This window comes from Rhizobium sp. YTUHZ044, assembly GCF_051123975.1.
Lineage (GTDB): Bacteria > Pseudomonadota > Alphaproteobacteria > Rhizobiales > Rhizobiaceae > Rhizobium.
This window is the reverse complement of the sequence record NZ_CP101426.1, coordinates 2,427,759-2,451,304: the sequence shown is the minus strand read 5'-3', so window position 1 is coordinate 2,451,304 and position 23,546 is coordinate 2,427,759. Positions and strand designations below refer to the sequence as shown.

General features: G+C 61.8%; 19 protein-coding genes and 2 pseudogenes. 14 read left to right on the top strand and 7 right to left on the bottom strand.

Features of this window, described 5'->3' with window-relative positions:
- Positions 1 to 40: 40 nt before the first annotated feature.
- The 12 genes from ctaD to NL154_RS12215 all read left to right on the top strand — a co-directional run bounded on the left by ctaD (position 41) and on the right by NL154_RS12215 (position 13,910).
- Positions 41 to 1,819 carry a cytochrome c oxidase subunit I gene (ctaD, locus tag NL154_RS12270; protein ID WP_434732738.1) on the top strand — a complete coding sequence of 593 codons (1,779 nt, stop codon included), beginning with the start codon at positions 41 to 43 and terminating at the stop codon, positions 1,817 to 1,819.
- Positions 1,816 to 2,529 carry a cytochrome c oxidase subunit 3 gene (locus NL154_RS12265; RefSeq protein WP_210630882.1) on the top strand — a complete coding sequence of 238 codons (714 nt, stop codon included), beginning with the start codon at positions 1,816 to 1,818 and terminating at the stop codon, positions 2,527 to 2,529. The genes ctaD and NL154_RS12265 overlap by 4 nt, the downstream gene beginning before the upstream one ends.
- A 23-nt stretch (positions 2,530 to 2,552) precedes the next feature.
- A complete protein-coding gene (locus NL154_RS12260) occupies positions 2,553 to 3,272 on the top strand; it encodes a heme-copper oxidase subunit III family protein (protein ID WP_210630883.1) in 720 nt (239 codons plus the stop codon).
- 24 nt (positions 3,273 to 3,296) lie between these two features.
- Positions 3,297 to 3,662, top strand: a complete 366-nt coding sequence (locus NL154_RS12255) for a cytochrome C oxidase subunit IV family protein (RefSeq protein WP_434732737.1) — start codon at positions 3,297 to 3,299, stop codon at positions 3,660 to 3,662.
- Between the two features lie 110 nt (positions 3,663 to 3,772).
- Positions 3,773 to 4,354, top strand: a complete 582-nt coding sequence (locus tag NL154_RS12250; protein WP_434732736.1) for a dienelactone hydrolase family protein — start codon at positions 3,773 to 3,775, stop codon at positions 4,352 to 4,354.
- Between the two features lie 143 nt (positions 4,355 to 4,497).
- Positions 4,498 to 5,505: a helix-turn-helix domain-containing protein gene (locus NL154_RS12245; protein WP_221122688.1), complete on the top strand. Its 1,008-nt coding sequence runs from the start codon at positions 4,498 to 4,500 to the stop codon at positions 5,503 to 5,505.
- 366 nt (positions 5,506 to 5,871) lie between these two features.
- Positions 5,872 to 7,056 (top strand): efflux RND transporter periplasmic adaptor subunit, encoded by a 1,185-nt coding sequence (locus tag NL154_RS12240; protein WP_434732735.1) that lies wholly within the window; start codon positions 5,872 to 5,874, stop codon positions 7,054 to 7,056.
- Positions 7,057 to 7,112: 56 nt separating this feature from the next.
- Positions 7,113 to 7,817 (top strand): ABC transporter ATP-binding protein, encoded by a 705-nt coding sequence (locus NL154_RS12235; protein ID WP_434732734.1) that lies wholly within the window; start codon positions 7,113 to 7,115, stop codon positions 7,815 to 7,817.
- Positions 7,814 to 8,953, top strand: a complete 1,140-nt coding sequence (locus NL154_RS12230; RefSeq protein WP_221145371.1) for an ABC transporter permease — start codon at positions 7,814 to 7,816, stop codon at positions 8,951 to 8,953. The genes NL154_RS12235 and NL154_RS12230 overlap by 4 nt, the downstream gene beginning before the upstream one ends.
- Before the next feature lie 4 nt (positions 8,954 to 8,957).
- The gene (locus NL154_RS12225) at positions 8,958 to 10,178 is read left to right on the top strand and encodes an ABC transporter permease (RefSeq protein WP_434732733.1); all 1,221 of its coding nucleotides are present in this window, start codon (positions 8,958 to 8,960) and stop codon (positions 10,176 to 10,178) included.
- A 385-nt stretch (positions 10,179 to 10,563) separates the two neighbouring features.
- A complete protein-coding gene (locus tag NL154_RS12220; protein ID WP_210630890.1) occupies positions 10,564 to 12,054 on the top strand; it encodes a right-handed parallel beta-helix repeat-containing protein in 1,491 nt (496 codons plus the stop codon).
- Positions 12,055 to 12,440: 386 nt separating this feature from the next.
- Positions 12,441 to 13,910, top strand: coding sequence for a right-handed parallel beta-helix repeat-containing protein (locus NL154_RS12215; protein WP_210630891.1), 1,470 nt, complete (start codon positions 12,441 to 12,443; stop codon positions 13,908 to 13,910).
- Between the two features lie 51 nt (positions 13,911 to 13,961).
- Here the strand turns inward: NL154_RS12215 and NL154_RS12210 are convergent.
- The 3 genes and pseudogenes from NL154_RS12210 to NL154_RS12200 all read right to left on the bottom strand — a co-directional run bounded on the left by NL154_RS12210 (position 13,962) and on the right by NL154_RS12200 (position 17,155).
- Positions 13,962 to 14,311: pseudogene (locus NL154_RS12210) on the bottom strand (nodulation protein).
- A 44-nt stretch (positions 14,312 to 14,355) separates the two neighbouring features.
- A pseudogene (locus NL154_RS12205) lies at positions 14,356 to 15,131 on the bottom strand (protocatechuate 3,4-dioxygenase).
- A 122-nt stretch (positions 15,132 to 15,253) separates the two neighbouring features.
- Complete coding sequence (locus NL154_RS12200) at positions 15,254 to 17,155, bottom strand: potassium transporter Kup (protein WP_210630892.1); 1,902 nt, start codon at positions 17,153 to 17,155, stop codon at positions 15,254 to 15,256.
- Between the two features lie 213 nt (positions 17,156 to 17,368).
- Here NL154_RS12200 and NL154_RS12195 point away from each other — a divergent pair, with 213 nt between their 5' ends.
- A complete protein-coding gene (locus NL154_RS12195; RefSeq protein WP_221122692.1) occupies positions 17,369 to 18,952 on the top strand; it encodes a Na+/H+ antiporter in 1,584 nt (527 codons plus the stop codon).
- Between the two features lie 328 nt (positions 18,953 to 19,280).
- Here the strand turns inward: NL154_RS12195 and NL154_RS12190 are convergent, their stop codons facing one another.
- Positions 19,281 to 19,454 carry a hypothetical protein gene (locus NL154_RS12190; protein ID WP_221122693.1) on the bottom strand — a complete coding sequence of 58 codons (174 nt, stop codon included), beginning with the start codon at positions 19,452 to 19,454 and terminating at the stop codon, positions 19,281 to 19,283.
- 133 nt (positions 19,455 to 19,587) lie between these two features.
- Here NL154_RS12190 and NL154_RS12185 point away from each other — a divergent pair, with 133 nt between their 5' ends.
- Positions 19,588 to 20,010 carry a TIGR02594 family protein gene (locus NL154_RS12185; protein WP_434732732.1) on the top strand — a complete coding sequence of 141 codons (423 nt, stop codon included), beginning with the start codon at positions 19,588 to 19,590 and terminating at the stop codon, positions 20,008 to 20,010.
- Positions 20,011 to 20,246: 236 nt separating this feature from the next.
- Here NL154_RS12185 and NL154_RS12180 read toward each other — a convergent pair whose 3' ends face one another.
- The 3 genes from NL154_RS12180 to NL154_RS12170 form a co-directional block, all read right to left on the bottom strand.
- Positions 20,247 to 20,735 carry a hypothetical protein gene (locus tag NL154_RS12180; protein WP_247241724.1) on the bottom strand — a complete coding sequence of 163 codons (489 nt, stop codon included), beginning with the start codon at positions 20,733 to 20,735 and terminating at the stop codon, positions 20,247 to 20,249.
- 276 nt (positions 20,736 to 21,011) lie between these two features.
- Positions 21,012 to 22,415 carry a pyridoxal phosphate-dependent decarboxylase family protein gene (locus tag NL154_RS12175; RefSeq protein WP_434732731.1) on the bottom strand — a complete coding sequence of 468 codons (1,404 nt, stop codon included), beginning with the start codon at positions 22,413 to 22,415 and terminating at the stop codon, positions 21,012 to 21,014.
- Between the two features lie 164 nt (positions 22,416 to 22,579).
- On the bottom strand, positions 22,580 to 23,494 hold the full coding sequence (locus NL154_RS12170; RefSeq protein WP_210630897.1) for a phytanoyl-CoA dioxygenase family protein: 915 nt from the start codon (positions 23,492 to 23,494) through the stop codon (positions 22,580 to 22,582).
- Positions 23,495 to 23,546: the final 52 nt, after the last annotated feature.

Below are 23,546 nucleotides of genomic sequence, written 5' to 3'. Positions count from 1 at the left end.
GGCCGGTTTGATCAACCAGCCGGGTATAGGAGGAGATATCATGGTCGAGATTCCGTCCGGCAGCGCAGGTGTCATCCCGCCCGCGGAAGTCGAGGATGTCGAGCTTTATCATCCGCACAGCTGGTGGACGAAATATGTGTTCAGCCAGGATGCCAAGATCATTGCCGTGCAATATTCGCTGACTGCCATCTCGATCGGCCTGGTGGCACTGGTGCTCTCCTGGCTAATGCGGATCCAGCTCGCCTTTCCCGGCTATTTCGCCTTCATCGATGCCGATCACTATTACCAGTTCATCACCATGCACGGCATGATCATGGTGATCTATCTGCTCACCGCGCTCTTTCTCGGCGGCTTCGGCAACTACCTCATCCCGCTGATGGTCGGCGCGCGCGACATGGTGTTTCCTTACGCGAACATGCTGAGCTACTGGATCTATCTCATCGCGGTGCTGATCCTGGCCGTCGGCTTTTTCGCCCCCGGCGGCCCGACAGGCGCGGGCTGGACGCTCTATCCGCCGCAATCCGTTCTATCGGGCACGCCGGGCGGTAAGGACTGGGGCATCCTGCTCATGCTCATCTCGCTGATCGTCTTTATCATCGGTTTCACCATGGGCGGCCTGAACTATGTGGTGACCGTGCTGCAGGGCCGCGCACGGGGCATGACGCTGATGCGGATGCCGCTCACCGTCTGGGGCATATTCACCGCGACGGTGATGGCGCTGCTTGCCTTTCCCGCGCTCTTCGTCGCCTGCGTCATGATGCTGTTCGATCGCCTGCTCGGCACCAGCTTCTTCATGCCCGCCATCGTCGAAATGGGCGAGCAGCTGAAACATGGCGGCGGCAGCCCGATCCTGTTCCAGCACCTCTTCTGGTTCTTCGGGCATCCAGAGGTCTATATCGTCGCACTTCCGGCCTTCGGCATCGTTTCGGATCTCATCAGCACGCATGCGCGCAAGAACATCTTCGGCTACCGCATGATGGTCTGGGCGATCGTCATCATCGGGGGCTTGAGCTTCGTCGTCTGGGCGCATCACATGTATGTCAGCGGCATGCACCCGGCCTTCGGCTTCTTCTTCGCCACCACGACGCTGATCATCGCCATCCCGACGGCGATCAAGGTCTACAACTGGGTGCTGACGCTCTGGCGCGGCGATATCCACCTGACGCTGCCGATGCTCTTCGCACTGGCCTTCATCGTCACCTTCGTCAATGGCGGGCTCACCGGCCTCTTCCTGGGCAACGTCGTCGTCGACGTGCCGCTGTCCGATACCATGTTCGTCGTTGCCCATTTCCACATGGTCATGGGGGTCGCGCCTATCCTCGTCATTTTCGGGGCGATCTATCACTGGTATCCGAAGGTGACGGGACGCATGCTGGACGAGACACTCGGCCACATCCACTTCTGGATCACCTTCCTCGGCACCTATGCGATCTTCTTTCCGATGCATTATCTCGGCCTGCTCGGCGTGCCGCGCCGTTATTTCGAGATGGGAGAAACGGCCTTCGTTCCACCTTCGGCCCATACGCTGAATATCTTCATCACCGTCATGGCGCTCGTCGTCGGCGCCGGACAGATGGTCTTCCTGTTCAATCTCGCCTGGAGCCTTTTCCGGGGCAGGGAGGCGGGCGGCAATCCATGGCGGGCGACGACGCTCGAATGGCAGACGCCTGAGACGCCGCCCGCGCACGGCAATTGGGGCAGAGACCTGCCCGTCGTCTACCGTTGGGCCTATGATTACAGCGTGCCTGGCGCGGCCGAGGATTTCATTCCGCAGAACGTGCCTGCAACGGGCGGCGCCACGCGGGAGATTCCGGCATGAACGTCATGCTGATCTTCCTCGCCGCTGTCGCCGCCATCATCATCTGGTGGCTCTCCGGCCAGAGGTTGGCCTCGAAGCCCTGGCTCGAAACCGGGTCGGTGGAGCTGCCGGCGCATGACGGCGCCGAACGGTCGCCGGTACCGGCAGTCAAGATCGGCCTCTTCGTGTTCCTGGGCGTCGTCGGCGCGCTCTTCAGCCTTGCCGTCAGCGCCTATTTCATGCGTGCGGCCTCGGCCGACTGGTGGGGGATGCCGGTTCCGCGCCTGCTCTGGGTAAATACCGCAGCCCTTGCGCTGAGCAGCGCGGCGCTGCAATGGGCCAAACGCGAAGCGCAGCATGGCCGCATGGAAAGCCTGCGGCCGGCGCTCGTCGCCGCATTTGCGCTTGCCGTCTTCTTTCTCGCCGGGCAGATCCAGGCATGGCGGGAGCTGACGGCGACCGGCTACGTGCTGGCCGACAATCCCGCCAATAGCTTCTTCTATATGCTGACCGGCCTGCACGGCCTGCATATTCTCGGCGGCCTTGCCGTGCTCGCCCACACGACGGTCAGGGCATGTTCAGCCGAAGTGCAGCCGGAGAGGCTGCGGCTCAGCGTCGATCTCTCGGCCATCTATTCGCATTTCATGCTCGCCGTCTGGCTTGCGCTCTTCGCGCTCTTTGCCGGCTGGGCCAACGATTTCGTCGATCTCTGCCGCACATTGATCAATTAGGAGCCGAACCAGGAGGTTTGGACATGATGCAGATTATCCAGACACATGGCGAGCAAGGCCTCAGGCCGGCGGGCCTGCGCGGCGTCGCGGCCGATTTCAGCTCGGATCAGCGCGCCTTCAAGACCGCCTCCTGGGGCAAGGCGATGATGTGGATCTTTCTGCTTAGTGACACCTTCGTCTTCGGCTGTTTCCTGATCGCCTATATGACCGCCCGCATGTCGACGCCCGTCGCCTGGCCCAATCCGAGCGAGGTCTTCGCGCTTCATATCGGCGGCCAGGATGTGCCGCTGATCCTGATCGCGATCATGACCTTCGTGCTGATCTCCAGCAGCGGCACCATGGCGATGGCGGTCAATTTCGGCTATCGCCGCAACCGCCGCGTGACGGCGATACTGATGCTGCTGACGGCACTTCTTGGCGCAACCTTCGTCGGCATGCAGGCTTTCGAATGGACGAAACTGATCACCGAAGGCGTGCGCCCTTGGGAGAACCCATGGGGAGCGGCGCAATTCGGATCGACCTTCTTCATGATCACGGGCTTTCACGGCACCCATGTCACGATCGGCGTGATCTTCCTGCTCATAATCGCCCGGAAGGTGTGGCGGGGCGATTTTGACATAGAGCGGCGTGGTTTTTTCACCAGCCGGCGTGGGCGCTATGAAGCAGTCGAAATCATGGGCCTCTATTGGCATTTCGTCGACCTGGTCTGGGTCTTCATCTTCGCGTTTTTTTATCTGTGGTAGGGCTCTAGCTATGGTGAGGTCGTCATGAGCGAGACAACGGCGCATGCCCAAAGCCAAACGGTGCATGCACAAGCACACACGGGACAGCAGCATCCGATCCGGCTCTATCTCTTCGTCTGGGGCCTGCTATTCGTTCTCAGCGCCTTTTCCTACCTGGTCGATTATTTCGGCATTGAGGGCTATCTCCGATGGACGCTGATCCTCCTGTTCATGATGCTGAAGGCCGGGCTGATCGTTGCGGTCTTCATGCATATGGCCTGGGAGCGGCTGGCGCTCGTCTACGCCATCCTGATGCCGCCGGTGCTGGTGCTGGTCTTCGTGGCACTGATGGTATCGGAATCGCAATACACGATCTTTACGCGGCTCGCCTTTTTCGGCGCAGCCCCTTAAATACCGTCATCGTGGCCGAGCGCGACGCCGGAGATAACTGCCGCGGGCCAGTCTGAACTCCTTTGAACCTTGTCATCGAGCGGGCCAAACACCGCGACGGGAGGCGCCTTATGGCTGAGATCTTGCTGTTTCATCACGTACAAGGGCTGACTCCTGGAGTGCGTGCCTTCGCGGACGCCATCAGGGCGGCGGGCCACATCGTCCACACGCCTGATCTTTTCGATGGACGCACGTTCCATAGCATCGAGGAGGGGCTCGCCCATATCGGCGAGATCGGATTCGACACCATCAGGGAACACGGTGTCCGGCTCGCCGCCGAACTGCCTCCCGAACTGGTCTATGCCGGCTTCTCATTTGGCGTGCTGCCAGCGCAGAAACTGGCACAAACGCGGCCCGGCGCCCGCGGGGCACTGCTTTTCCATTCCTGCCTGCCGATCAGCGGCGAGTGGGCCTTCGGACCCTGGCCAGACGAGGTCCCGGTCCAGATCCACGGCATGGACAAAGATCCGATTTTCGTCGGCGAGGGCGATATCGATGCCGCCCGCGAGATCGTGGCGAAGGTCGCGGACGCGGAGCTTTTTCTCTATCCCGGCGACCAGCACTACTTCGCCGACAGCTCGCTTCCGTCATATGACGCCGCTGCGACCGCGCTCCTCACTGCCCGTGTGCTTGAGTTTCTGGGGCGTGTCTGATTCCGTCGTTCACGGCTCGCTCTAACCCGCGGCCGCCAATCCAAAAAATCCCAGATAAACGTGTCCTAAAACATGATGGAGGTCGCGCCGGGCGGCGGACTCGGCGATGATGGCGCCGTTCGCCATTCCGATCTTAGAGCCCCATGATCTTCATTCCTCTTCCCTTCGTCGCTGCCCTCCTGCTGCTCATCCTGTTCGTCGCCGTCCTCAGGCGCGACGAGGAGGCGGCGCCGAACCTGCCCTTCCTGGCGCTGATCCTGCTCTCGGCGCTGCAATCGGTGCTTTCCGGCCTGCGTTGGGGTTATGGCGTGCAGGCGGTGGGGCTGGTTGCGCCGGTGATGGCGGCGATGGTGCCGCCGCTTGCCTATGCCGGGGTTTCCCGGCTGGTGAGGACGAGCCGGCGGCCGCTTGCGGCGCGGATCGGGCTGCATGCCGTGCCCGCTATCCTCATCCTGCTGCTGGTGGCCTTCTGGCGGGACGCGATCGACATGGCGCTGGTGCTCGTCTTCATCGGTTATGCCCTGGCGATCCTGCTTTTGATGCGCCCGGGGGCGGACGCGCTGCGGCTCGCGCCCTTCGAAGGCGCCGCGCCGGCCTATCGGGCCATCATCTTCGCGGCCGGCGCACTGTGTCTCTCGGCCGCCGTCGATACTCTCGTCTTTCTCGATTTGACCTCGGCGCATGGTGAGCGGGCACTGGCGCTGATCAGCACCGGAAATCTCGTCGGCCTCGTCATCCTCGGCATTGCAGCGGCGGCCGCCAGCCGCAGCTCTGTCCCCTCCGAGCCGGCGGAGGCCGCGCCCAGGCCCGATGCCAGCGAAGACAAGGAGACGATTGCAGCGGTCGACGCGCTGATGGAAGCGAAGAAGCTCTATCGCGACGCCAATCTCAACCTGGACCGGCTCGCCCGCAAGGCCGGCATCCCGACCCGCCAGATCTCGGCGGCGATCAACCGGGCGATGGACAAGAACGTCTCGCAATATGTCAACGACTACAGGATCGGCGAGGCCTGCCGCCTGCTGTCCGCCACCAAAAAATCGGTGACCGAGGTGATGTTCGAGGTTGGCTTCCAGACGAAGTCGAACTTCAATCGGGAGTTCAGGCGCGTGACCAATATGACGCCGGTGGCTTGGCGGCAGCAGAGGGGGTGAGGTGCGGAGCCACCCGGCCACCAGTGTGCTATCAATAATTCGCGCAACGTGTGCACTCAGCCACATGCCCGTCCTTCGAGGTTCCGGCCTATGGTCGACGCATCTTAAGATGAGGGCTGGTCTTTATGCCGCATGGGGAGAGGCGGACCAGTGTGCTGTGTTGCTGAGGTTGTAAGCCACGCTCTGCCTCTGGCAAGCCAAGCGCCGCCCTCTCTCCAACCTCATCCTGGTGCCCCATAGGGGCTTCGAAGAACGAGGGCGGCCACGTCGCCTCTCTTTCCCGACACCGCGTACACAATCACGATCGAGGCATGCCTGAAACATGTTCGAGGTCGCGGTTTTTTCGCCGGCAGCCATTCTGTCGGCATGAACACAACATCGGAACATGAACGAAACCTTGCCGCCAGGATCAGATCGCTGTCGATCGAGCGCGCGGCCTTCGAGACGGAGCCGCCGGAGCGCCGAGTCCGGCGGCGGGGGTTCCCGACGAGGCTGGCCCTTGCGGGGGCAGTGTCGCTGGCGGCGTGTCTTCTTTATCGGCCGAATGCGCTGGAGCGGATCGAGACCGCGCTTGCAAGATTTATGGATGATGACGCAGTTGTATCGGCTGGTGGGGCGGCGTTGCCAGTCGCGGCTTTGCCTGAGGATGCGGCGGTTGACGAAGCCACGCCAACTCCGGGCACCGCCGCACCGAACCGGGGTGCGGGCGCGCCAAGCCGTGAGATCACAGGCTCCGGTTATGTCGTGGCGCCCGACATCGCCACCCTTTTTTCCAAATATGAGGGGCGAATCGTCGCCGTCGAGGTCGAGGCGGGCTATCGGGTAGCGGCCGGCCAGGTGCTCGTGCGGCTTGATGATGCGGGCGCACGCTTCGCCCTCCGGGGCGCTTATATAGCAGGGCGGATGGCGGAACTGGCGCTGGACGCGAGGAATATTGCGCTCGTCCAGGCGCGGTCTTCGCTGGATCGTGCAGAGCGGTTGGTTCAGCGTGACGCCATGTCGGCCGAGGCGCTGGAGGCAGCGCGTACCGCCTTCGCTACGGCCGGGAATGCCGTGGCACAGGCAAGACAGAATCTCGACAAGGCGAAGCTCGATATCGACAGGGCGCGCGAGCAGATGGAGGCGCTGACCGTGCGGGCGCCGATTTCCGGCACCGTGACGCGGCTTGATGCGCATGCCGGCGACACGGTGCTGTCGCGCGAAGATAGCGTGCGGGAGAACGAAAGCCTGCTTGCCATCACCGATACGGCAAGCCTGGTCATCGATGCCGATGTGGCCGAGGCCAATATGGCGCTGCTGCGACCGGGTCTCAAAGGCGAGGCGGTGCTCGACGGCTTCCCCGATAAACCGTTCGCGGTCGAAGTGGCGAAAGTTGCGCCGGTCATTTCCAAGGAAAAGGGCACTGTGACCTTGCGCCTGTCGCCCTCTTCGCCGCCACCGGGCATGCGGCCTGCAATGGCGGCGCGCGTCCGGCTGGTGGTGGGCGAGGAGGCTCATCACCCGTCCTCGTCCTTCGAGGCTCCTCACGGGGGTCCTCAGGATGAGGGCTGATCGGTCGGCCGCGAACATTCGAGCCCATAAGCAGTCAACCACAAAGGAGCAGAACCATGACCTACACCACAGAACCTTATATCGCCCTTGCTGGCGTCAGGAAGTCCTTCCGAATCGGTGCGGAGACGATTTCGATTTTTTCGGGACTCGATCTCTCCATTCCGCGCGGCGATTTCGTCGCGGTCATGGGACCGTCTGGTTCCGGGAAATCGACATTGCTCAACATGCTCGGTGGTATCGACAGCCCGGATGCCGGCGAAATCAGGGTCGGCCGCAGCCATCTCGAGCAGATGGGCGAAGGGGCAAGGGCGGTCTGGCGGGCACATGCCATGGGCATCGTCTTCCAGTTTTACAATCTGCTGCCAATGCTGAATGCGGCGGAGAATATCGAGTTGCCGCTACTGTTGAAGCCGCTCGGCCGCAAGGAGCGGCGGGCTCGCGTCGATACGGCCATGGATCTCGTCGGGCTTGCGGGCCGGCAGCGGCAGTTTCCGTCGAGCATGTCGGGCGGGCAGCAGCAGCGCGTTGGCATTGCCCGCGCCATCGTCACCGATCCCGATCTCATTCTCTGCGATGAGCCGACCGGCGATCTGGATCGCAAATCCACCGATGATATCCTGGAGATGCTGAGTTTTCTCAATCGCGAGCTTCAGAAGACCATCATCATGGTCACGCATGATCCCGAGGCCGCTTCCTTTGCCCGGCGCACGCTGCGTCTCAACAAGGGCGAATTCGTCAGCGAGGAAAGGGCGGGCCGATGACGTTCCTCCAGCTCATGCGGCGCAATGCCTGGCGCAAGCGGCTGCGCTCCATTTTGCTGATGTTTTCAGTCGGCATCGCCTTCCTGATCTACGGGCTTACGGCGAGCTTCGTCAGCGGCAGCCAAGGCGCGGCCGGCGCCAGCGATAATCTGCTCGGCGTCTTCAACAAGTCCAGCCGCGGGCTGCCGCTGCCGCTTGCTTACCTCAACCGGATCGCGGCTGACGTCGATGTCGCCGCGGTTGCCTATACCGCACGCATGCGGGGCTTCGTCGAGGTCGAAAAGAATGTGGTTGCCGTCAGCGCCGTCGATCCACAGGCGATCGCCGCGGCCAACGGCGACGAGCTCAAACTGACGCCGGAGCTGATCGCGGCATTGGAAGAGGCCGGTGATCGGGTGCTGGTCGGGAGGGCACTGGCGGAAGCCGAGGGCTGGTCGATCGGCCAGCGCATCGGCTTTACCGGGCAGCTTGCCAGGGCTGACGGCAACCGCAATTGGAGCTTCACGATCGCCGGTATTTTTGAGGGTGCGGATGCCAGAACCGATACCTATTTCATGCTCGCCCGCTACGACGCCCTCAATGCCGCTCGTGCGCGCAACAAGGATACGGTTGACGCCTTCGTGGTACGTCCGCGCCCGGGGGTGTCGCCAAGTGTGCTGGCGGCGCGGATCGATGCTCTATTCGCCAATTCGGCGGCGCAGACGAGGACGCAGTCGGAAAAGCAGTTTCTTGAAGCGTTTCTCCGGCAATTCGCTGACATCGGCCTGATCGTCAGCCTCGTCGTGGGTGCGGCCTTCGTCACCATCCTGATGATCGCGGTCAACACTATGCTCTTTGCGGTGAGGGAGCGGCGTTTCGAGATCGGCGTCTTGAAGGTGCTCGGCTTTTCCAGTCCGCGGATCCTCGCGCTCATTCTTGGCGAGACGTTGTTTATTTTTCTTGTCGGCGGCGCGGGCGGACTTGTTCTCGCCAAGCTTGCGACGCTTTCCATCGGACCGGAGTTCGGCCTCGTCTTCGGCGCGAGCGTGCTTGCGAAATCTCTCGCCATCATAGCGGGGCTCGGCCTGCTGACCGGGCTGTTGCCTGCCGTGACCGCCGTGCGCCTGCCCATCGCCAACGCCTTCAGAACGAGATAATCCAATGCCATCAACGCTCAAGCAGACCTTTCTTATGATCAGAGTCAACCTTGGCAGCCTGCCGCGACGGCTGTGGATCTCGTTGTCGATGGTGCTATCGGTCGCCCTTGTCGTGGCGGTGCTCTCAGGTTTCCTGGCGATGGCGCGTGGCTTCGAGGCCGTCCTCGCCAGCGCCGGCTCGCCTGATATCGCCGTTATTCTCGGCGGCGGCACCAACCAGGAGACTGGTTCGGAGGTGCCGGCCGAGGCGATCCGCAGTCTTGCGGCCATGAGCGCCGACACCGGGATCGCCCGCGACGGCGCAGGCGGGCCGGCATTGTCGCGTGAAACCGTCGTTCCCGTCGATGTGAGACAAGGCGAAGGCGTCGAGCAGACGCTGTCGCTCAGAGGCATGGATCCGGCAGGCCCGGGTCTGCGTGAACGCGCGCGGCTTTCGCGGGGGCGGCTGTTTTCGCCAGGAGCGCGCGAGATCGTCGTCGGCGCCCGCGTCGCCGACGCCTTTCCCGGCTTCGCGGTCGGCGAGACGATCCGGCTCGGCGCACTCGATTGGAGGATCATCGGGCATTTCACTTCGGGCGGCAGCGCCTTTGAATCGGAGATCTGGGCGGATCTGGAGGCGGTGCAATCGGCTTTCGACCGACAGGGGCAGGTGCAGAGCCTGCGTGTGCGGCTCGACGGCGGAGGCGATCCCGCAAGAGCACTGGCGGCGTTGCGTGACCGCCTGCCGGCTTTGCCCGGCATGCCGCTCGTGGCGGTTTCCGAGGCTGATCTTTACGCCGGCCAGGCCGAGCGCACCGAAAGCCTGATCCGCCTATTCGGCTGGCCGATCGCGCTACTGATGGCGATTGGTGCGGCGGCGGGCGCCTTGAATACGATGATGAGTTCGGTTTCCGACCGCAGCGTCGAAATCGCGACGCTACGCCTCCTCGGCTTTGCCCGCCTGCCGGCCTTCGCCGCTACCTGGGTGGAGGCGGTGCTCCTGTCGGTGGCCGGCGCCGGCCTCGGAGTCTTCGCCTCCAAGCTCGGTTTCGACGGTTGGCAGGCAAGCACGATGGGCGCCAACAATACCAGGATGGCCTTTCAGCTCGACGTCACGCTGGACGTGGTCTTCACCGCCGGCCTGCTGGGCCTTGCCATCGGCATCCTCGGGGGCGCCCTGCCGGCGATTGCCGCCGCCCGGCTGCCGCTGACTTCGGCTTTGCAGGCGAGGGGGGAATGGCGCTGAGATGATCACCCACACCTGATTCGAGACGGCCCCTCGGGCGTTCTCACCATTGGGCTAATCGGCATGCGTGGCGCTTTGGCTTGAGCGTAAGCGAGAGCAGAATCACTACGGTGCAGCCTGAAGGAGAGATATCTCCCGCCCCCGTTCCTTAATTTATTCCCCTTCAAGTCGCTGTTTTCTCGACTCTAGTTGCAGCTTTTCAGCGCCTTATCATAGCCGGCGCCATTGCCTGTGGAGTAAAGCCCGTAAACCGGTCCGCTGCCGCATTGCCAACATCTTCTCGCCTTCTTGCCGTGGACGGTTGCCCCCGCCGCAGGCGATTGGCCGATCCCGGCCGGTCTCAGTGGCGACATAGCGATCCGACGAACAGGGCAACATTGGTGATATGACAATCTACTATGTGAACTCAGCAACTGGCTCCGACCGCAACGCTGGGACGAACCAGAACTCGGCTTTTGCGACTTTGTCCAAAGTGGAATCCTTAGCGCTGAAACCAGGCGACAGCGTGCTCCTTGCCAAAGGGAGCGTATTCAACGAACAGTTTGATATCAAATATTCAGGCAGCGAGAGCGCGCCGATCAAAATCGGCAGTTACGGAACGGGGGCGGCACCCGTCATCCATAGCGGCGGTGACGGCATTCATAGCCTTTATGCGTCGAACATTGTTATCGAGAACCTTAAAATAACAAATAGCGGTGGTTCGGCCATCTCTGGCGGCAGCGTTTCGAACTGGACGGTTCGCCATGTCGAAGTCGACAAGGCGGGATTGTCGCGCGAAGTAGGTTCCGTGAATTTCCGCAATAGCAGGGACATCACGATCGAGAACAGCAAGATCTCGGCCGGGAAGGGCGACGGCTTCTGGATCGAAAAAGTCGAGGGCGTCAAGCTTCTCAACAATACCGTGACGAACAGCCACGGTGCCACGGCCGATGCCGTCCAGGTGAACGACAGCAGCAACATCGTGATCCGGGGCAATCATCTCGACCAGACGCATGCAGATAGCCCCAAAGGCGTCATCGTGCTCATCAGACCGGTGAACGCGGTGGTTGAGGACAATACTCTGAGCGGCGGCGGCTTCGGCATCAGCGCGCAAGCGGGCAAGAACGTCGCCATCCACGACAATGATATATCGGGATTTCACGGTTACGACTGGTCCTTCGCCATCGGTCTCGGTGATCAGGGCAACACGCGGGATTATGATATATCGGGAAATCACATCCATGACGGCGCATGGGGCGTGGTCATTACCGATCCCGCCGACAGCGCCAGCTATATCCGCACGAATATCCAAGTCCATGACAATGTCTTCGACGACCTCACGCAGGCGGCGCTGAAGGTCGACAGGCCAGCGTCCGGCTCCTTTTACAACAATACGATCGAGAGCGGCGTAGAGGCGACCAGCATATCGCCGGCCATCGCCGACGCGCACACTTTTTCCGTCAGCAACAACCACACGGTCACCAGTGTCGAGACGGTGCTGGCGAGTTCTGATGCCAGGTCCGCCGCAATGACGGATGCGAACGTGGATCCGGCGGTCGTCGCCGTCCATGACAATTTGAAGATCATCACCGATACCGGCGATGCCCATCACGGTAATCTCCTCAAAAACGACAGCTCGGACAACGGGACCCTGGCGCTCCGCCGCTTCGGTGACCAAAGCGTCGGCAAGCACGGTCTGACGCTGACCGGTGAATACGGCGTCATCCACGTGGACCGGGAGGGCAATTATGCCTATACGCTTGATGAGACGAAGCTCCCCGACCACGGCGGACACGTCAGCGAATCCTTCAGCTACGGGATCAATGACGGGACCTCGCATCACAGCGACGGGGATACGCTGACCGTCTTCGTCCATCTGGATGGTTTGCTGAGCTGATGTAAGGTGGCGGGCTGATCGCCCGTTCCTCGTCCTTCGACGCTTCGCACCTGATCTCAAGGTGCCCTAAGGCCTCGAAGGACGAGGGCGGCGGTTCGAATGAGGGCTGATCCACGCGGTAACCTCGCCCCTACCTCCGTGACAGCACGGCAGGTTACCGTTCATTCACCTTTTAGTCGCTGTTCTCTAGATTATTTTCTCGAAGGTTGTATTCTCCCAGGCGCAGCCTCCGCAAGGCGCCTCTCCGGAGCAAGGCAGGCCAGTCCCTGTCGACGCCGTAACGGCAATCGAAGGCCGTGTTGATATGGCCTTCAGTCCCTACCGCATCCGATCCACTCGTTGCAGCTGAGCTAGACGGTTGCGCGACAATGCGAGAACAAGGCGATATGACAATCTATTATGTGAATTCAGCGACGGGCTCCAACGCCAATGCCGGAACCAGTGCAGACGCGCCTTTTGCGTCGTTCTGGGCAGTGGAAAACCTGAAGCTGCAGCCGGGCGATAGCGTGCTGCTTGCGGCCGGCACCGTCTATAACGATCAGCTCGACCTGAAATATTCCGGCACCGTCGATGCCCCGATCACCATCGGCAGCTATGGGGTCGGCGACGCGCCTGTCATTCACAGCCCCAATGATGCCATTCACAGTCTCTATACGTCGAACATCGTCATCGAGAATATCAAGATCTCAGACACCGGCGGCGCAGCCATCTATGGTGGTTATGTCTCAAATTGGACCGTTCGTAATGTCGAGGTCGATCACACCGGATTGTCGAAATCCGGGTCCATCACCTTCCGGACCGGCTCCAACATCACCATCGAAAACAGTACGATCAACGACGTCAACGGCGACGGCATTTGGATTGAGAAGATCAACGGGGTCACTCTCCTCAACAACACCGTCACGAACGCCCACGGCACTGCGGCGGATGCCGTCCAGCTAAACGACAGCAGCAACATCGTCATCACCGGCAATTATCTCGATCAGACCGGTGCGGTGACGCCGAAGGGAGTACTGACGCTCATCCGGCCTGTGGACGCGGTGATCGAGGGGAACACCATCCTTGGCGGCAGCTTCGGGATCAGCGCGCAGGCCGGCACGGATATTGCTATCCATGACAACGATATATCCGGCTATGGCGGCTACAGCTGGTCTTACGCCATCGGTCTTGGCGATACGGGCGATACGCGCAACTACGATATATCAGGCAACTATATCCATGACGGCGTCTGGGGCGTGTCGGTCAGCTCCGCCGGCACGACGACCTATGTTCGCGAGGGCATCGATATTTACGGCAATCTCTTCGATGACCTGACCCAGGCAGCATTGAAGGTCGACCGGCCGGCATCCGGATCCTTCCATGACAATTTCATCGCGAGTGATGTCACGCCATATAGCATCTCCCCCTCGATCATCGCCGCAGGCACGTTTCCCGTCAGCGATAACACGATCATCGAAGAAGGTCCTACCACGCTTGCAAGCGCCGACAGCCTCGCCGCCGCGGATGCGAGCGTCAGCCTCGTATCGGACACCGGGGTCACATCCCACAATGACCTGAAACTTGCTGCCGACAAGATTGCTGCGGATAAGGTCGGCGCCCATCACGACAATCCCATCTGGGAAAACGGTGTATCGGATGAAACCCTGCTGCTTCGTCACTTCGGCAAGGCGGCTGTCGAAAAGCACGGGTTGACACTCGGCAACGGCGATCACGGCGTCACCATCGAAGCCGCTGATCTTGCTGGCCCGGAAAACGGCAGCGAAATTTCGCACCATGAGATCACGCCTCAGCCGTTGCATCATTCAGAAGCGGACCCGGTGATCGCCTCTATCCTTCATCACGGCGTGCTGCACTGAGGATAGCCGGACGCACGCCGCTACGGCGAGAAGCCGTGGCGGCAGGGACCATCAGAGGTCGCCGAGCAGCGTTCGCAAGACGTCGGCTTCTATTTCCGCGCAGATGATCTCGTATTCAGCGACGATCGCAGAATCGGCCGACAATCCTTGCGCATGCTGTCGAGGACGGAGCAGGCTTCGCCATAGGCGCCGCACAGCTCATAGAGATCGGGTTGGCCCGCTGCGGCGGCTCTGATCGTCGCCCGCGTGGCAGGCAGCCTCAGCATCAATCTCGCCAGCCCCTCCCGGTGGTATGCTTGGCTATATGGGCGATGCTTCCTTCTCTGACGATGCCACCATCCCTCGCGGTCTGTGTTCTGCCGTCGAGGGGAAATACGCAGAAATGCTGCCGTTGGTTTCATGATGCGTGTGGAAAGGGCTCACCCGTCGCTCCGCTGCTATCGGCTCAGGAAGAGAGGCCGATCGTAATCGTGGCGGAAAGCACGCCGCCACCCAGCTTTTCAAAATCGAAGATGTGATCGGTGGCATCCTGCGGAACGAGGCCGTCGTCGTCGTTGCGCGTATCGCGGCGGGGGCGTCCACGATAATCGGGATGCTCACCATAGATGATGTCGCTCAAGGCATCGTCGAAATAGACCTGGCTGACGAGAAGCTCCTTGCCATCCACGAGGATGCGGCAATGAACATGCGGCGTGCGGCCACTATACCATCCCGGATAGGCGGTCAGAAAACTTGCCTGGCCGGTCATGTCAGTCAGCTGGCGACCGCGAAAGGCGAGCCCGCTTATCGCCTCGGCATCACCAAGCGTACACATCTTCGCAGCCTCTCGGCCGGAATAGATACCACGGTGATCGGTATGCCAGATTTCGATATCGGCGTTTTCGACCGGCAGGCAATCGGCTGCATGGACGATGCGGAGGGCCAGCCGCAACGGTAGTCCGGCTTCTCCTTCCGAGATGTCCTGGCGGGCCGGGACGTCGTTGACATGGCAGGGACCAAGGGTCTGGGCGATGGTCACGAGGCAATCGGGCGAGTGCGGAAGAGCGGCGCGGGCAGCTTTTCCAAGGCGACAGACTTGGTGCCGCCACTCAGGAAATCGGTGCCCTTCCAGGCGAATGTCCTGGCTGCCGCCACGACATGTCGCCGCGGCCAGATTGCCGCAGCAACGACCGACGATGCGGCAATCGCGGCGCCGCCAAGTACAAGAGTCCGCCTCTTCATATGCTCTCCTTTGTCTCGGGACTTGGCGTGTAAGGGGGATAGGCCGGGACTTCCAATTAAATCCCGGCAATGATCGACGGTGACGAGGCTGCCGCCGCGAAGCAGGGCGAGGCCATCAGACTTTATATGGCAACCTGTTCGCCAAGCTCGACGACGCGGTTGGACGGCAGGTTGAAATAGTCGGAGGGGTCGATGGCAAAGCCTTCCAGAGCCATGAATATGCGTTCCTGCCAGCCGGGCAGGCCGGTGTTCGGCGTCCTGACGAGGTTGCGGCGACCGAGATAGAAGGACGTTTTCATGATCTCGAACTTGAAGCCTCCCTCCCGGCAGAGAGCCAGCGCCCTGGTGACATCGGGCTCGTCCATGAAGCCGAAGGTGATATCGAGACGCACGAAACGCGGCGACAGCTGGCTGATTTTGGTGCGCCTGCTGTCGGGAACGTAAGGTTCATCCTCGGTCCAGACCGTCAGGATGACGTTCTGCTCGTGAAGCACGTGGTTATGCTTGAGATTGTGGAGCAGGACATTCGGCGTCCTGTCGGGGAGGCTCGTCAGGAAGACCGCCGTTCCCGGAACCGTAACCGGCGAATGATCAGACTTTCGCTCGATCGAGCGGATGAAGGAATCGAGCGGGATCTCGTTGTTCGCGCGCAGCCGCTTCAGATAGGCCTGCCCGCGTGTCCATGTCCACATCAGCATCATAATCACCAGTGCCAGGGCGACAGGAACCCAACCACCATCGTAGATCTTCAGCAGATTGGCCGCCAGGAAAACGACTTCGATGACCAAGAGCGGCAGCAGCACGCCGGCGGCGAGCACGAGAGAATAACCCCAGACGGCGCGGAGAAACTGGAAGGCCAGCATGGTTGTGATCACCATGGCCCCAGTCACCGAGATGCCGTAGGCCGTCGCCAGGGATTCCGAGTCGCCGAAGGAAAAAATCAGCATCAGCACGCCGATCAGCAGGAGAAGATTGACGCTCGGCACGTAAATCTGGCCGGTGTTGGTCTCCGAGGTGAACTTGATCCGCAGCCTTGGCAGAAAGCCGAGGTGAACCGCCTGGCGGGCCAACGAAAATGCGCCGGTGATCACGGCCTGGCTCGCGATGATTGTAGCGAGTGTCGCCAGGAGAACCACCGGCAGCAAGGCCCAGTCGGGATACATCAGAAAGAACGGATCGGCGATCGCAGCAGGTTGGCTGAGGACGAGAGCGCCCTGGCCGAGATAATTCAGCAGTAATGCCGGAAAGACGAGCACGAACCACGCCGTGTGAATCGGCCGCCGCCCGAAATGCCCGAGATCGGCATACAGCGCTTCGGCACCCGTCACCGTCAGAAAAACGGCGCCGAGCACAATGAGGCCGACGGTGCCGGCATGGGCGAGGAACGAGACTGCGTTGATGGGATTGATCGCGGCGAGAATTCTCCAGTCGTCGCCGATATGGATGACGCCGCCTGCCGCCATGGTAAGGAACCACAATACCGTTATCGGCCCGAAAAACATTGAAACAGCGGCGGTTCCGCGCGACTGCGCGGCAAACAGAGCGATCATGATTGCTGCCGACATTGGCGGAACATACTCGGCAAAGGTCGGCGTGACCAGCTTCAGGCCTTCGAGCGCTGACATGACCGAGAGGGCAGGCGTGATCATCGCATCGCCGATGAAGAGGGCTGCTCCGATCAGGCCCGCGAAGAACAGCACGGGCACGTTTCGTCCCATCTTTTTCATCAGGAGGGCAAGAAGCGAGAGGGTGCCACCTTCGCCGTCATTGTCCGCCCTGAGAAGGAACAGAACATATTTGAAGGTCACGATCACGGTTAGCGTCCAGACCATCAGCGAAATGAGACCAATTACCTCGAACTCGTGAACGCCATCGGCCGTGAACGGTCTGAGCGCCTCGCGAAAGGCGTAAAGCGGGCTGGTGCCGATATCACCATAGACGACGCCGACGGCGCCAACGACCAATCCGACAAAGCCGGTTCGGCTGACGGCATCACCGGTTTTGTCTGCATGTGTTGAAGTCATGTTTCCCCGCTCACGCCGCTTGCCTGCATGCAGAAACATATGCCGCATTGAAGAAGGGCAAGTAAATTCGTACCGGTGCAAACTTTTCGTGACGGCCAAGCGCAATTATTGGCTGATATGGAAAACCGTGACAAGCGCGGGATGGGTAGATTTCGATCCGAGAGATTATGTTGTAGGCATTCGACGTCAGTTTCCAAGCCGGGGGCAGGGCAGATGGAACCAACTCAATTGTTCGAGCTTGTCATCGGGATGTTCCTTGCGATCATCGCGCTGCAATATGCCGCCCATAGGCTCGCACTGCCGCCATCCGTCGCACTGCTGGCCGGTGGTGCGTTGCTTGCCTTCGTGCCGGGGCTGCCGGCAATCACCGTCGATCCCGAGTTGGTGCTCGTCATCTTTCTGCCGCCGCTCCTGATGGACGGCGCCTGGTCGATCCCCCTGGCGCGCCTACGGCGCCACATGATCGGCATCGCCTCCCTAGCCGTCGGTGCCGTGTTGTTCACCTGCGCGGTCGTGGCCGTGACTGCGCATCTTCTTTTTCCAGCACTTCCCTGGGCTGCCTGCGCGGCCTTCGGCGCGATCGTTTCGCCGCCGGACGCAGTGTCAGCCCGCGCGGTGCTGGAGCATGTCAGGCTGCCGCGGCGACTTCAAATTCTGTTGGAAGGCGAGAGTTTGCTCAACGACGCGAGCGGTCTGGTTCTCTTCCGTTTTGCCGTTGCCGCCGCCGCAACAGGAACTTTCAGCGTGATGGAAGCGGCCGGCAACTTCTTTGTGCTGGCGCTTGGCGGCGCCGTCGTCGGTTTCGTTATCGGAACGACATGGGTCAAACTTGTCCGGCGTCTCGGCGACGAGTATCTCATCATCGCCGCCACCGTGCTGCTCGCCTGGATTTCCTATCTGCTCGGCGAGTTGCTGCATGTTTCCGGCGTCATCGCCACCGTGACCACAGGGTTGATCGCATCCTGGCACCAGCACACCGTCTTTTCAGCCGCAACGCGGATGCGCGGCACGTCCTTCTGGACCGTGATGATCTTCCTGATGGAAGCTTCTGTTTTCACATTGATCGGTCTGTCTCTTCGGGACGTGGTCGAACGCGGCGGCGGCTTCGCCACCGTGCTCGCGACCATGGGTCTGCCGATGCTCGCGATCCTCTTTGCGCTGGTGATCGCGCGTTTTGCCTGGGTTTTCGCCTCCGATTTCGTCATCCGGTTCTGTGCTGTCCTCGGCTTCGAACGCGCCCGACCGCTGGGCGCCGGCGGCGCCGCCGTCCTCAGTTGGGCGGGCATACGCGGGGTGGTGACGCTCGCCTTGGCACTCAGCCTGCCCGAAGATTTCCCGGGCCGCGACCTCATCCTCGTAACGTCGTTCGCCGTTATTCTCGGAACCGTACTTGTGCAGGGCACGACGTTGGGGCGGGTGATTGCTTGGGCGCGGCTGGCGGGCCCCGAGTTGGAACGGGCGCGCCTTACCATGAGTGAGGCCGAAGCCGCCATGGCGCAGGCGCAGCTCGGGACGGTACAAAACCTGGCGTATGATGCAGAGGGGACTCTCATCCATCCTCAATTGCTGGAGCGATACCAGCGAAGGGCCACAGCGATCGTCGACTACGCCGCGAGAACGGAGCACTACGTGCCGGTTCTCCACGCTCACTTCGATGTCGTTCTCGAGGCTGTTGCAACGGGACGCCGGGAACTCATCCGACTCCACCGCGCCGGCGATATCGATGACGAAACGTTACGCGAGCTGGAGCGGGATCTCGATCTCGAGGAACTGAGTGCGATCTCGGCCAAGGCCTGATTTCGCAGCCCAACCGGAATCGACAATCCATCTTTCAAACCTCGTCGGCAAGCTCTCACAGCCCTCTTTCCGCGTCGATATCCTCAAACAAGGCTGCTTGGTACTCGCGGTTCAACGCTGCTCGGCACGTCGCACGGAGCTCGCGCGACCGTCATTGCCCGCCGGATCGGTTGTTCGTCAGCAAGGGGCCGAGGCAGTCCGATCCGGTTGGCGCAGTCAGGTGGGAGCTTAGCGCGCGAGGAGAATGTATTGCCCTTTGGGTCCAAGTATTCGTCGCGCCGCTGGGAATATATCTCGTTGAGTGGCCAAGCCGAGCTATGCAATGGTGTTAGGCTGCGGTGGGTATGATGATCGGGCCTTGGTGGGGGCTGGCCGGCTCATTAGGGGCGAAGGCGGCTTTCATCGCGACACTCTCCTTCTTCTGGTGTGCAATCAGCGCATTTCCGATCGTCGGACTGTCTGCTTTCAAGCCATGTCGTTCGCCCTCTTCCTCGTTGATCATTGGGTATTTTCGTGGAAATACGCGGCTAAATTGATTCTAATTGCTGCCATTATTTGAACATACGTTTCCGCCTGCGATTTTTTCTTCGCCACATTTCGGATGTTCCAAATTATCCAGACAATGGTGAGAAGCAATGAGAATTATTCTCGTCATAGCCCTCACGGTTTTTGCCGTACCGTGTGAGGCCGACATGCTGGTCACGGCTTCGAAATACGATCGCATGCATGAACGCTCCATTTCTTTTCTCGGCATCAATCCCCGGAGAACATCGTGGTGCGGAGCTTTCCTCGCCTTCGTCGCCAAACGATCGTCTCGCCAGCCTCCGGCCAATCCCAACCTGGCGGTATCCTGGAAAAGCTTTGGCAAGCCGGTCTTCTTCCGCTCGGCGAAGCGGGGAGACGTCGTTGTCATCCGAAGCGGCAGGCGGTTCCATGTCAGCCTGTTCGATCATTTCGATCAGCGACGCCAATACGTCTACCTCTTTGGAGGCAATCAATCCAACCGGGTCCAGCTGTCGCGCTACCGCGCCAGCTCGGTCGTCGCCGTTCGGCGATGAAGCCGGAATTATGCCTTTCTGCTAGTTCCAGTAAATCCAATAGCTTCGTGGTGGCGGGCCTCGTCCTTCGAGGCCCCTACGGGGGCGCCTCAGGAGGAGGGCGGAGAGAGGGCGGCCTTGGTTCGTTGTCAGCCTCGGCGGCGCTTGGCCCGACGGTCAGCCCCCGTCCTGAGGTGCGGAGGCTTGAGCCTCGAACGATGAGGGGCGGCTTATCATCGGACTCACCACACAGACCGTCAATCAACCCCGTCCAACACACATATCACGTCGTCGGCGGGAATGGCCGCCAGCCTTTCGCGCTTGACGTCGAACCGCCAGGCTTTGACCACATTCTCGGATCGATAGGAGCCATCCGGTTGCTCCACCATCCTGCCGAGCGCAAAGACGGCGACGTCGGGAAACCGGCTGGATGAGCAATAGGCCGGCTGCAGAAGCTCGTGGCGGGGCGACGGCTTTGAGATCGTCACCTGGTCGATCACGGTCCAGACGGGAAGGGTTCCATTCCTGCCGGTCTGGCGTTGAAGCACCAGCGACAGCTTTGCGCCGCATTTGAGCTCGGCTGCCGCATAGGCCGAGCCCTCGGCTGTTCCCGACAGAGCAGTTCCGCTGACCTCCACGCAGTCCTTCGCCGGAGGAGGCGTGGATTTGCCACGTGCCTCGCTGGCATGGGAGGCGGCCGGCACCAGAGCGAGAAGAGCGGCAATCGCAGGGAGATATTGAGACATGGGAGGCCGTTGAGAACATGTGGCGAGGGAGGGGTGCTGGCTGAATCCTTAGTCCTGCACAGAGGACGGTAGCTTTGCTCGGAGATGAGTCAATAGCCGATCCGCTACGGTGTGCGGAACTTCGGCAGCGCCGGCGCGTGGACGCCCTCGTCCCGTGTTGTTGCGGTGCGCAGGCCAGAGGCCGGAGCCTCGAAGGAGGGGGGCGGGTGGCTGGGCACTTGGCAGCGCACGCAATATGCAATGGCGACTCTGACGCAATGTTAATTAGCACTGGCGTCAGCCGCAGCTGACGCTCCGGAAGGCAGCGATGATGCTGTCGGCGGCCAGCCGGGCTTCGTCCGCGGTCGTCTGGAAATTGGTGACGGAGAGGCGCAGGACGTCGTGGCCGCGCCATTTGGCGCCGCCGGCAAAGAGGGTGGCGTCGTCGCGGATCTTTGCGATGGTCTTGCGGGTGATGGCGTCGCTTTCATCGTCCGGGCGGTCGGCGGCGAAGCGGAGGATGAGCTGGTTCAGCGTGATCTCGTTCAAGATGGTGATGCCTGGTTCGCGCTGGAGGTGCTCGGCCAGCAGGCGGGCGGACGCGCAACATTGGTCGACGAGGGCGGCGATGCCATCGCGGCCGAGATGTTTCAGCATCGCCCAGGTGGCGAAGCCGCGGGCGCGCCGGGAAAGCTCCGGCACGTAATGGGAAGGATCGCGCTCGCCCTCGGCGGCGAGCGGCAGGTAGCTTGCGGCGATCGTCATGGCGCGGCGGTGGGCGAGTTCGTGGCGCACGATGGCATAGCCGCAGTCATAGGGCGTCTGCAGCCATTTGTGGCCGTCGGTTGCCCAGCTGTCGGCCGTCTCGACGCCACGGCTGAGATGGCTGAATTTCTCCGAAGCCTGCGCCCACAGGCCGAAGGCGCCGTCGACATGCACCCAGGCGCCTTTTTCCCGAAGGGCCGGGATCAAGCGGATGAACTCGTCGAAGCCGCCTGTATTGATCTGCCCGGCCTGGAGAATGGCGATGCAGGGGCCGCTGACCGGGGCAAGCGCGTCGCCGAGTGCGGCCGGATCGATCCGTCCCATCGGGTCGGTCGGCAGACGCAGCACGCGGTCATGGCCGAGACCGAGGAATTGAAGCGCCGAGAAGACCGTCGTGTGGGCGTCGTCGCCGATCAGCACGGTGATCTTGGGCGCGCCGAACAGGCCTTTGGCATCCGCATCCCAGCCGGCCTTGCGCAGCACCTCGCCGCGGGCGGCGGCAAGGCAGGTGAAGTTGGCGACCGTGGCTCCCGTGACGAAGCCGACGGAGCTTTCGGCCGGCAGCTTCAGGATGTCGAGAAGCCATCTCGCCGCGATGGTTTCGACGGCGGCCGCGGCCGGGGCGGCGACGTGGTTTCCGGCATTCTGGCCCCAGGCGCTGGTGAGGAAATCGGCCGCGACGCCGACCGGATGAGAGCCGCCGATGACCCAGCCAAAGAAGCGCGGGCCGGTGGTGAAGTGCAGGCCGGGCTCGGCGTCCGCTGCGAGCTGTCTGATGACATCGCCCATCTCGGCGCCAGCGGCCGGCAGCGGCTCGTCGAAGGCGGCGAGCGAGGCGGCGTAATCGTGCCGGGGCACATGGCGTGCCGGCGCGCGCTCACGAAAGCCGGCTGCAAGCCGGGCGGCTTCCTGAAACAAAGATGCGATTGCCGACATGCGGGTTCCCCCTGCACCGACGCCCGCCGCTCCTGGGGACGCCTCCAAGCAAGCTGTCGGTGCCGGCAAGTCTAGCCGATATCGCAGTGGCTGTCTTGGTTCGCAAAGGATCGATCCCAGGCGGGTTTGGCTTCGGCTGAAGCATTGCGGCGCGGAGCAAAGCCTTACAGCATATCCCCCAGGCTCCAATGGTTGTTCCAGCGGACGTCGATTTCGTCGTCGACATTCTGGTAGCGGATATCGGTAGAGAGGCGGAGCCGCCGGGCGCGGTCCTCGTTGGTGGTGGCGGCGTGAATCATGTAGGGGGAGTGCAGCACGACGTCGCCAGCCTCGTAATCGGCGGCGAGCCAGCGGGTGTTAAAGCGATGGGCCATGTCGGGCAGATCCTTGGAGATCCAGCCGCCCTCGGCCATGTGGCTGTTATAGGCGCTGATCCGCTCTTCCGGCGAGAGATCACCGCTCTTTGCCTGGAATTCGGCCTCCATCCCGCGGCCGAGCGCATGCGAGCCTTCGAGATAGACGAGGCCGCCCATTTCGGCAGGAGTGTCGCCGATCGGGATCCAGGCGGTGACGAGCCGGCTGGTGCCGCCGCGGAGGTAGACGAGGTCGTAATGGGCGGGCGTGGCCACCGCCGTGCCGGGTTGGACATAGCGCATCAGCTTGCGTTTATGGAGATAGGAGATGCCCTGGAGAAAGATGTCCATGAAGTGCACGAGCCGCGGCTGGGCGCAGAAGCCTTCATAGGCAGCCGAGCGGACGATCGACATCAGGCGGCGGTTGGCAAGGTTCCAGTCGACGTCCCCGACGGCAGCGACGCCGAGGGCAAGATCATAGCCCGGCGCCAACAGGCCGGCTTCGGCGAGGTGGGTGAAGACCCAACGACGGAAATCAATCACTTCGGCGCGCGGCAGGAGGCCTTTCAGCCAGACATAACCATGCTCCTCATAGCGGTGGCGGATAGCCTCGGTGCCAATTCCGGGATCGGTCGGCGCGAGTGCGCCGAGCCTTGCAGCGGGGATCGTTTTACCATGGGCGGCGAGGGGCGTTTGCATCTCGGCGGCATTCGCGACAATTGACATTTCATTCACCCCCGCTTTGACTTACCTGCCTTCAGCCTGCGGGCTGCGTGGG

Excerpts from the sequence above, each read along its gene's own strand:
- NL154_RS12180 (WP_247241724.1), bottom strand. The coding sequence starts at position 20,735 with ATGTCTCAATATCTCCCTGCGATTGCCGCTCTTCTCGCTCTGGTGCCG.
- ctaD (WP_434732738.1), top strand. The coding sequence starts at position 41 with ATGGTCGAGATTCCGTCCGGCAGCGCAGGTGTCATCCCGCCCGCGGAA.
- NL154_RS12225 (WP_434732733.1), top strand. The coding sequence starts at position 8,958 with ATGCCATCAACGCTCAAGCAGACCTTTCTTATGATCAGAGTCAACCTT.
- NL154_RS12260 (WP_210630883.1), top strand. The coding sequence starts at position 2,553 with ATGATGCAGATTATCCAGACACATGGCGAGCAAGGCCTCAGGCCGGCG.
- NL154_RS12215 (WP_210630891.1), top strand. The coding sequence starts at position 12,441 with ATGACAATCTATTATGTGAATTCAGCGACGGGCTCCAACGCCAATGCC.
- NL154_RS12265 (WP_210630882.1), top strand. The coding sequence starts at position 1,816 with ATGAACGTCATGCTGATCTTCCTCGCCGCTGTCGCCGCCATCATCATC.
- NL154_RS12185 (WP_434732732.1), top strand. The coding sequence starts at position 19,588 with ATGAGAATTATTCTCGTCATAGCCCTCACGGTTTTTGCCGTACCGTGT.
- NL154_RS12220 (WP_210630890.1), top strand. The coding sequence starts at position 10,564 with ATGACAATCTACTATGTGAACTCAGCAACTGGCTCCGACCGCAACGCT.
- NL154_RS12250 (WP_434732736.1), top strand. The coding sequence starts at position 3,773 with ATGGCTGAGATCTTGCTGTTTCATCACGTACAAGGGCTGACTCCTGGA.
- NL154_RS12200 (WP_210630892.1), bottom strand. The coding sequence starts at position 17,155 with ATGACTTCAACACATGCAGACAAAACCGGTGATGCCGTCAGCCGAACC.
- NL154_RS12240 (WP_434732735.1), top strand. The coding sequence starts at position 5,872 with ATGAACACAACATCGGAACATGAACGAAACCTTGCCGCCAGGATCAGA.
- NL154_RS12230 (WP_221145371.1), top strand. The coding sequence starts at position 7,814 with ATGACGTTCCTCCAGCTCATGCGGCGCAATGCCTGGCGCAAGCGGCTG.
- NL154_RS12190 (WP_221122693.1), bottom strand. The coding sequence starts at position 19,454 with ATGATCAACGAGGAAGAGGGCGAACGACATGGCTTGAAAGCAGACAGT.
- NL154_RS12255 (WP_434732737.1), top strand. The coding sequence starts at position 3,297 with ATGAGCGAGACAACGGCGCATGCCCAAAGCCAAACGGTGCATGCACAA.
- NL154_RS12175 (WP_434732731.1), bottom strand. The coding sequence starts at position 22,415 with ATGTCGGCAATCGCATCTTTGTTTCAGGAAGCCGCCCGGCTTGCAGCC.
- NL154_RS12245 (WP_221122688.1), top strand. The coding sequence starts at position 4,498 with ATGATCTTCATTCCTCTTCCCTTCGTCGCTGCCCTCCTGCTGCTCATC.
- NL154_RS12195 (WP_221122692.1), top strand. The coding sequence starts at position 17,369 with ATGGAACCAACTCAATTGTTCGAGCTTGTCATCGGGATGTTCCTTGCG.
- NL154_RS12235 (WP_434732734.1), top strand. The coding sequence starts at position 7,113 with ATGACCTACACCACAGAACCTTATATCGCCCTTGCTGGCGTCAGGAAG.
- NL154_RS12170 (WP_210630897.1), bottom strand. The coding sequence starts at position 23,494 with ATGTCAATTGTCGCGAATGCCGCCGAGATGCAAACGCCCCTCGCCGCC.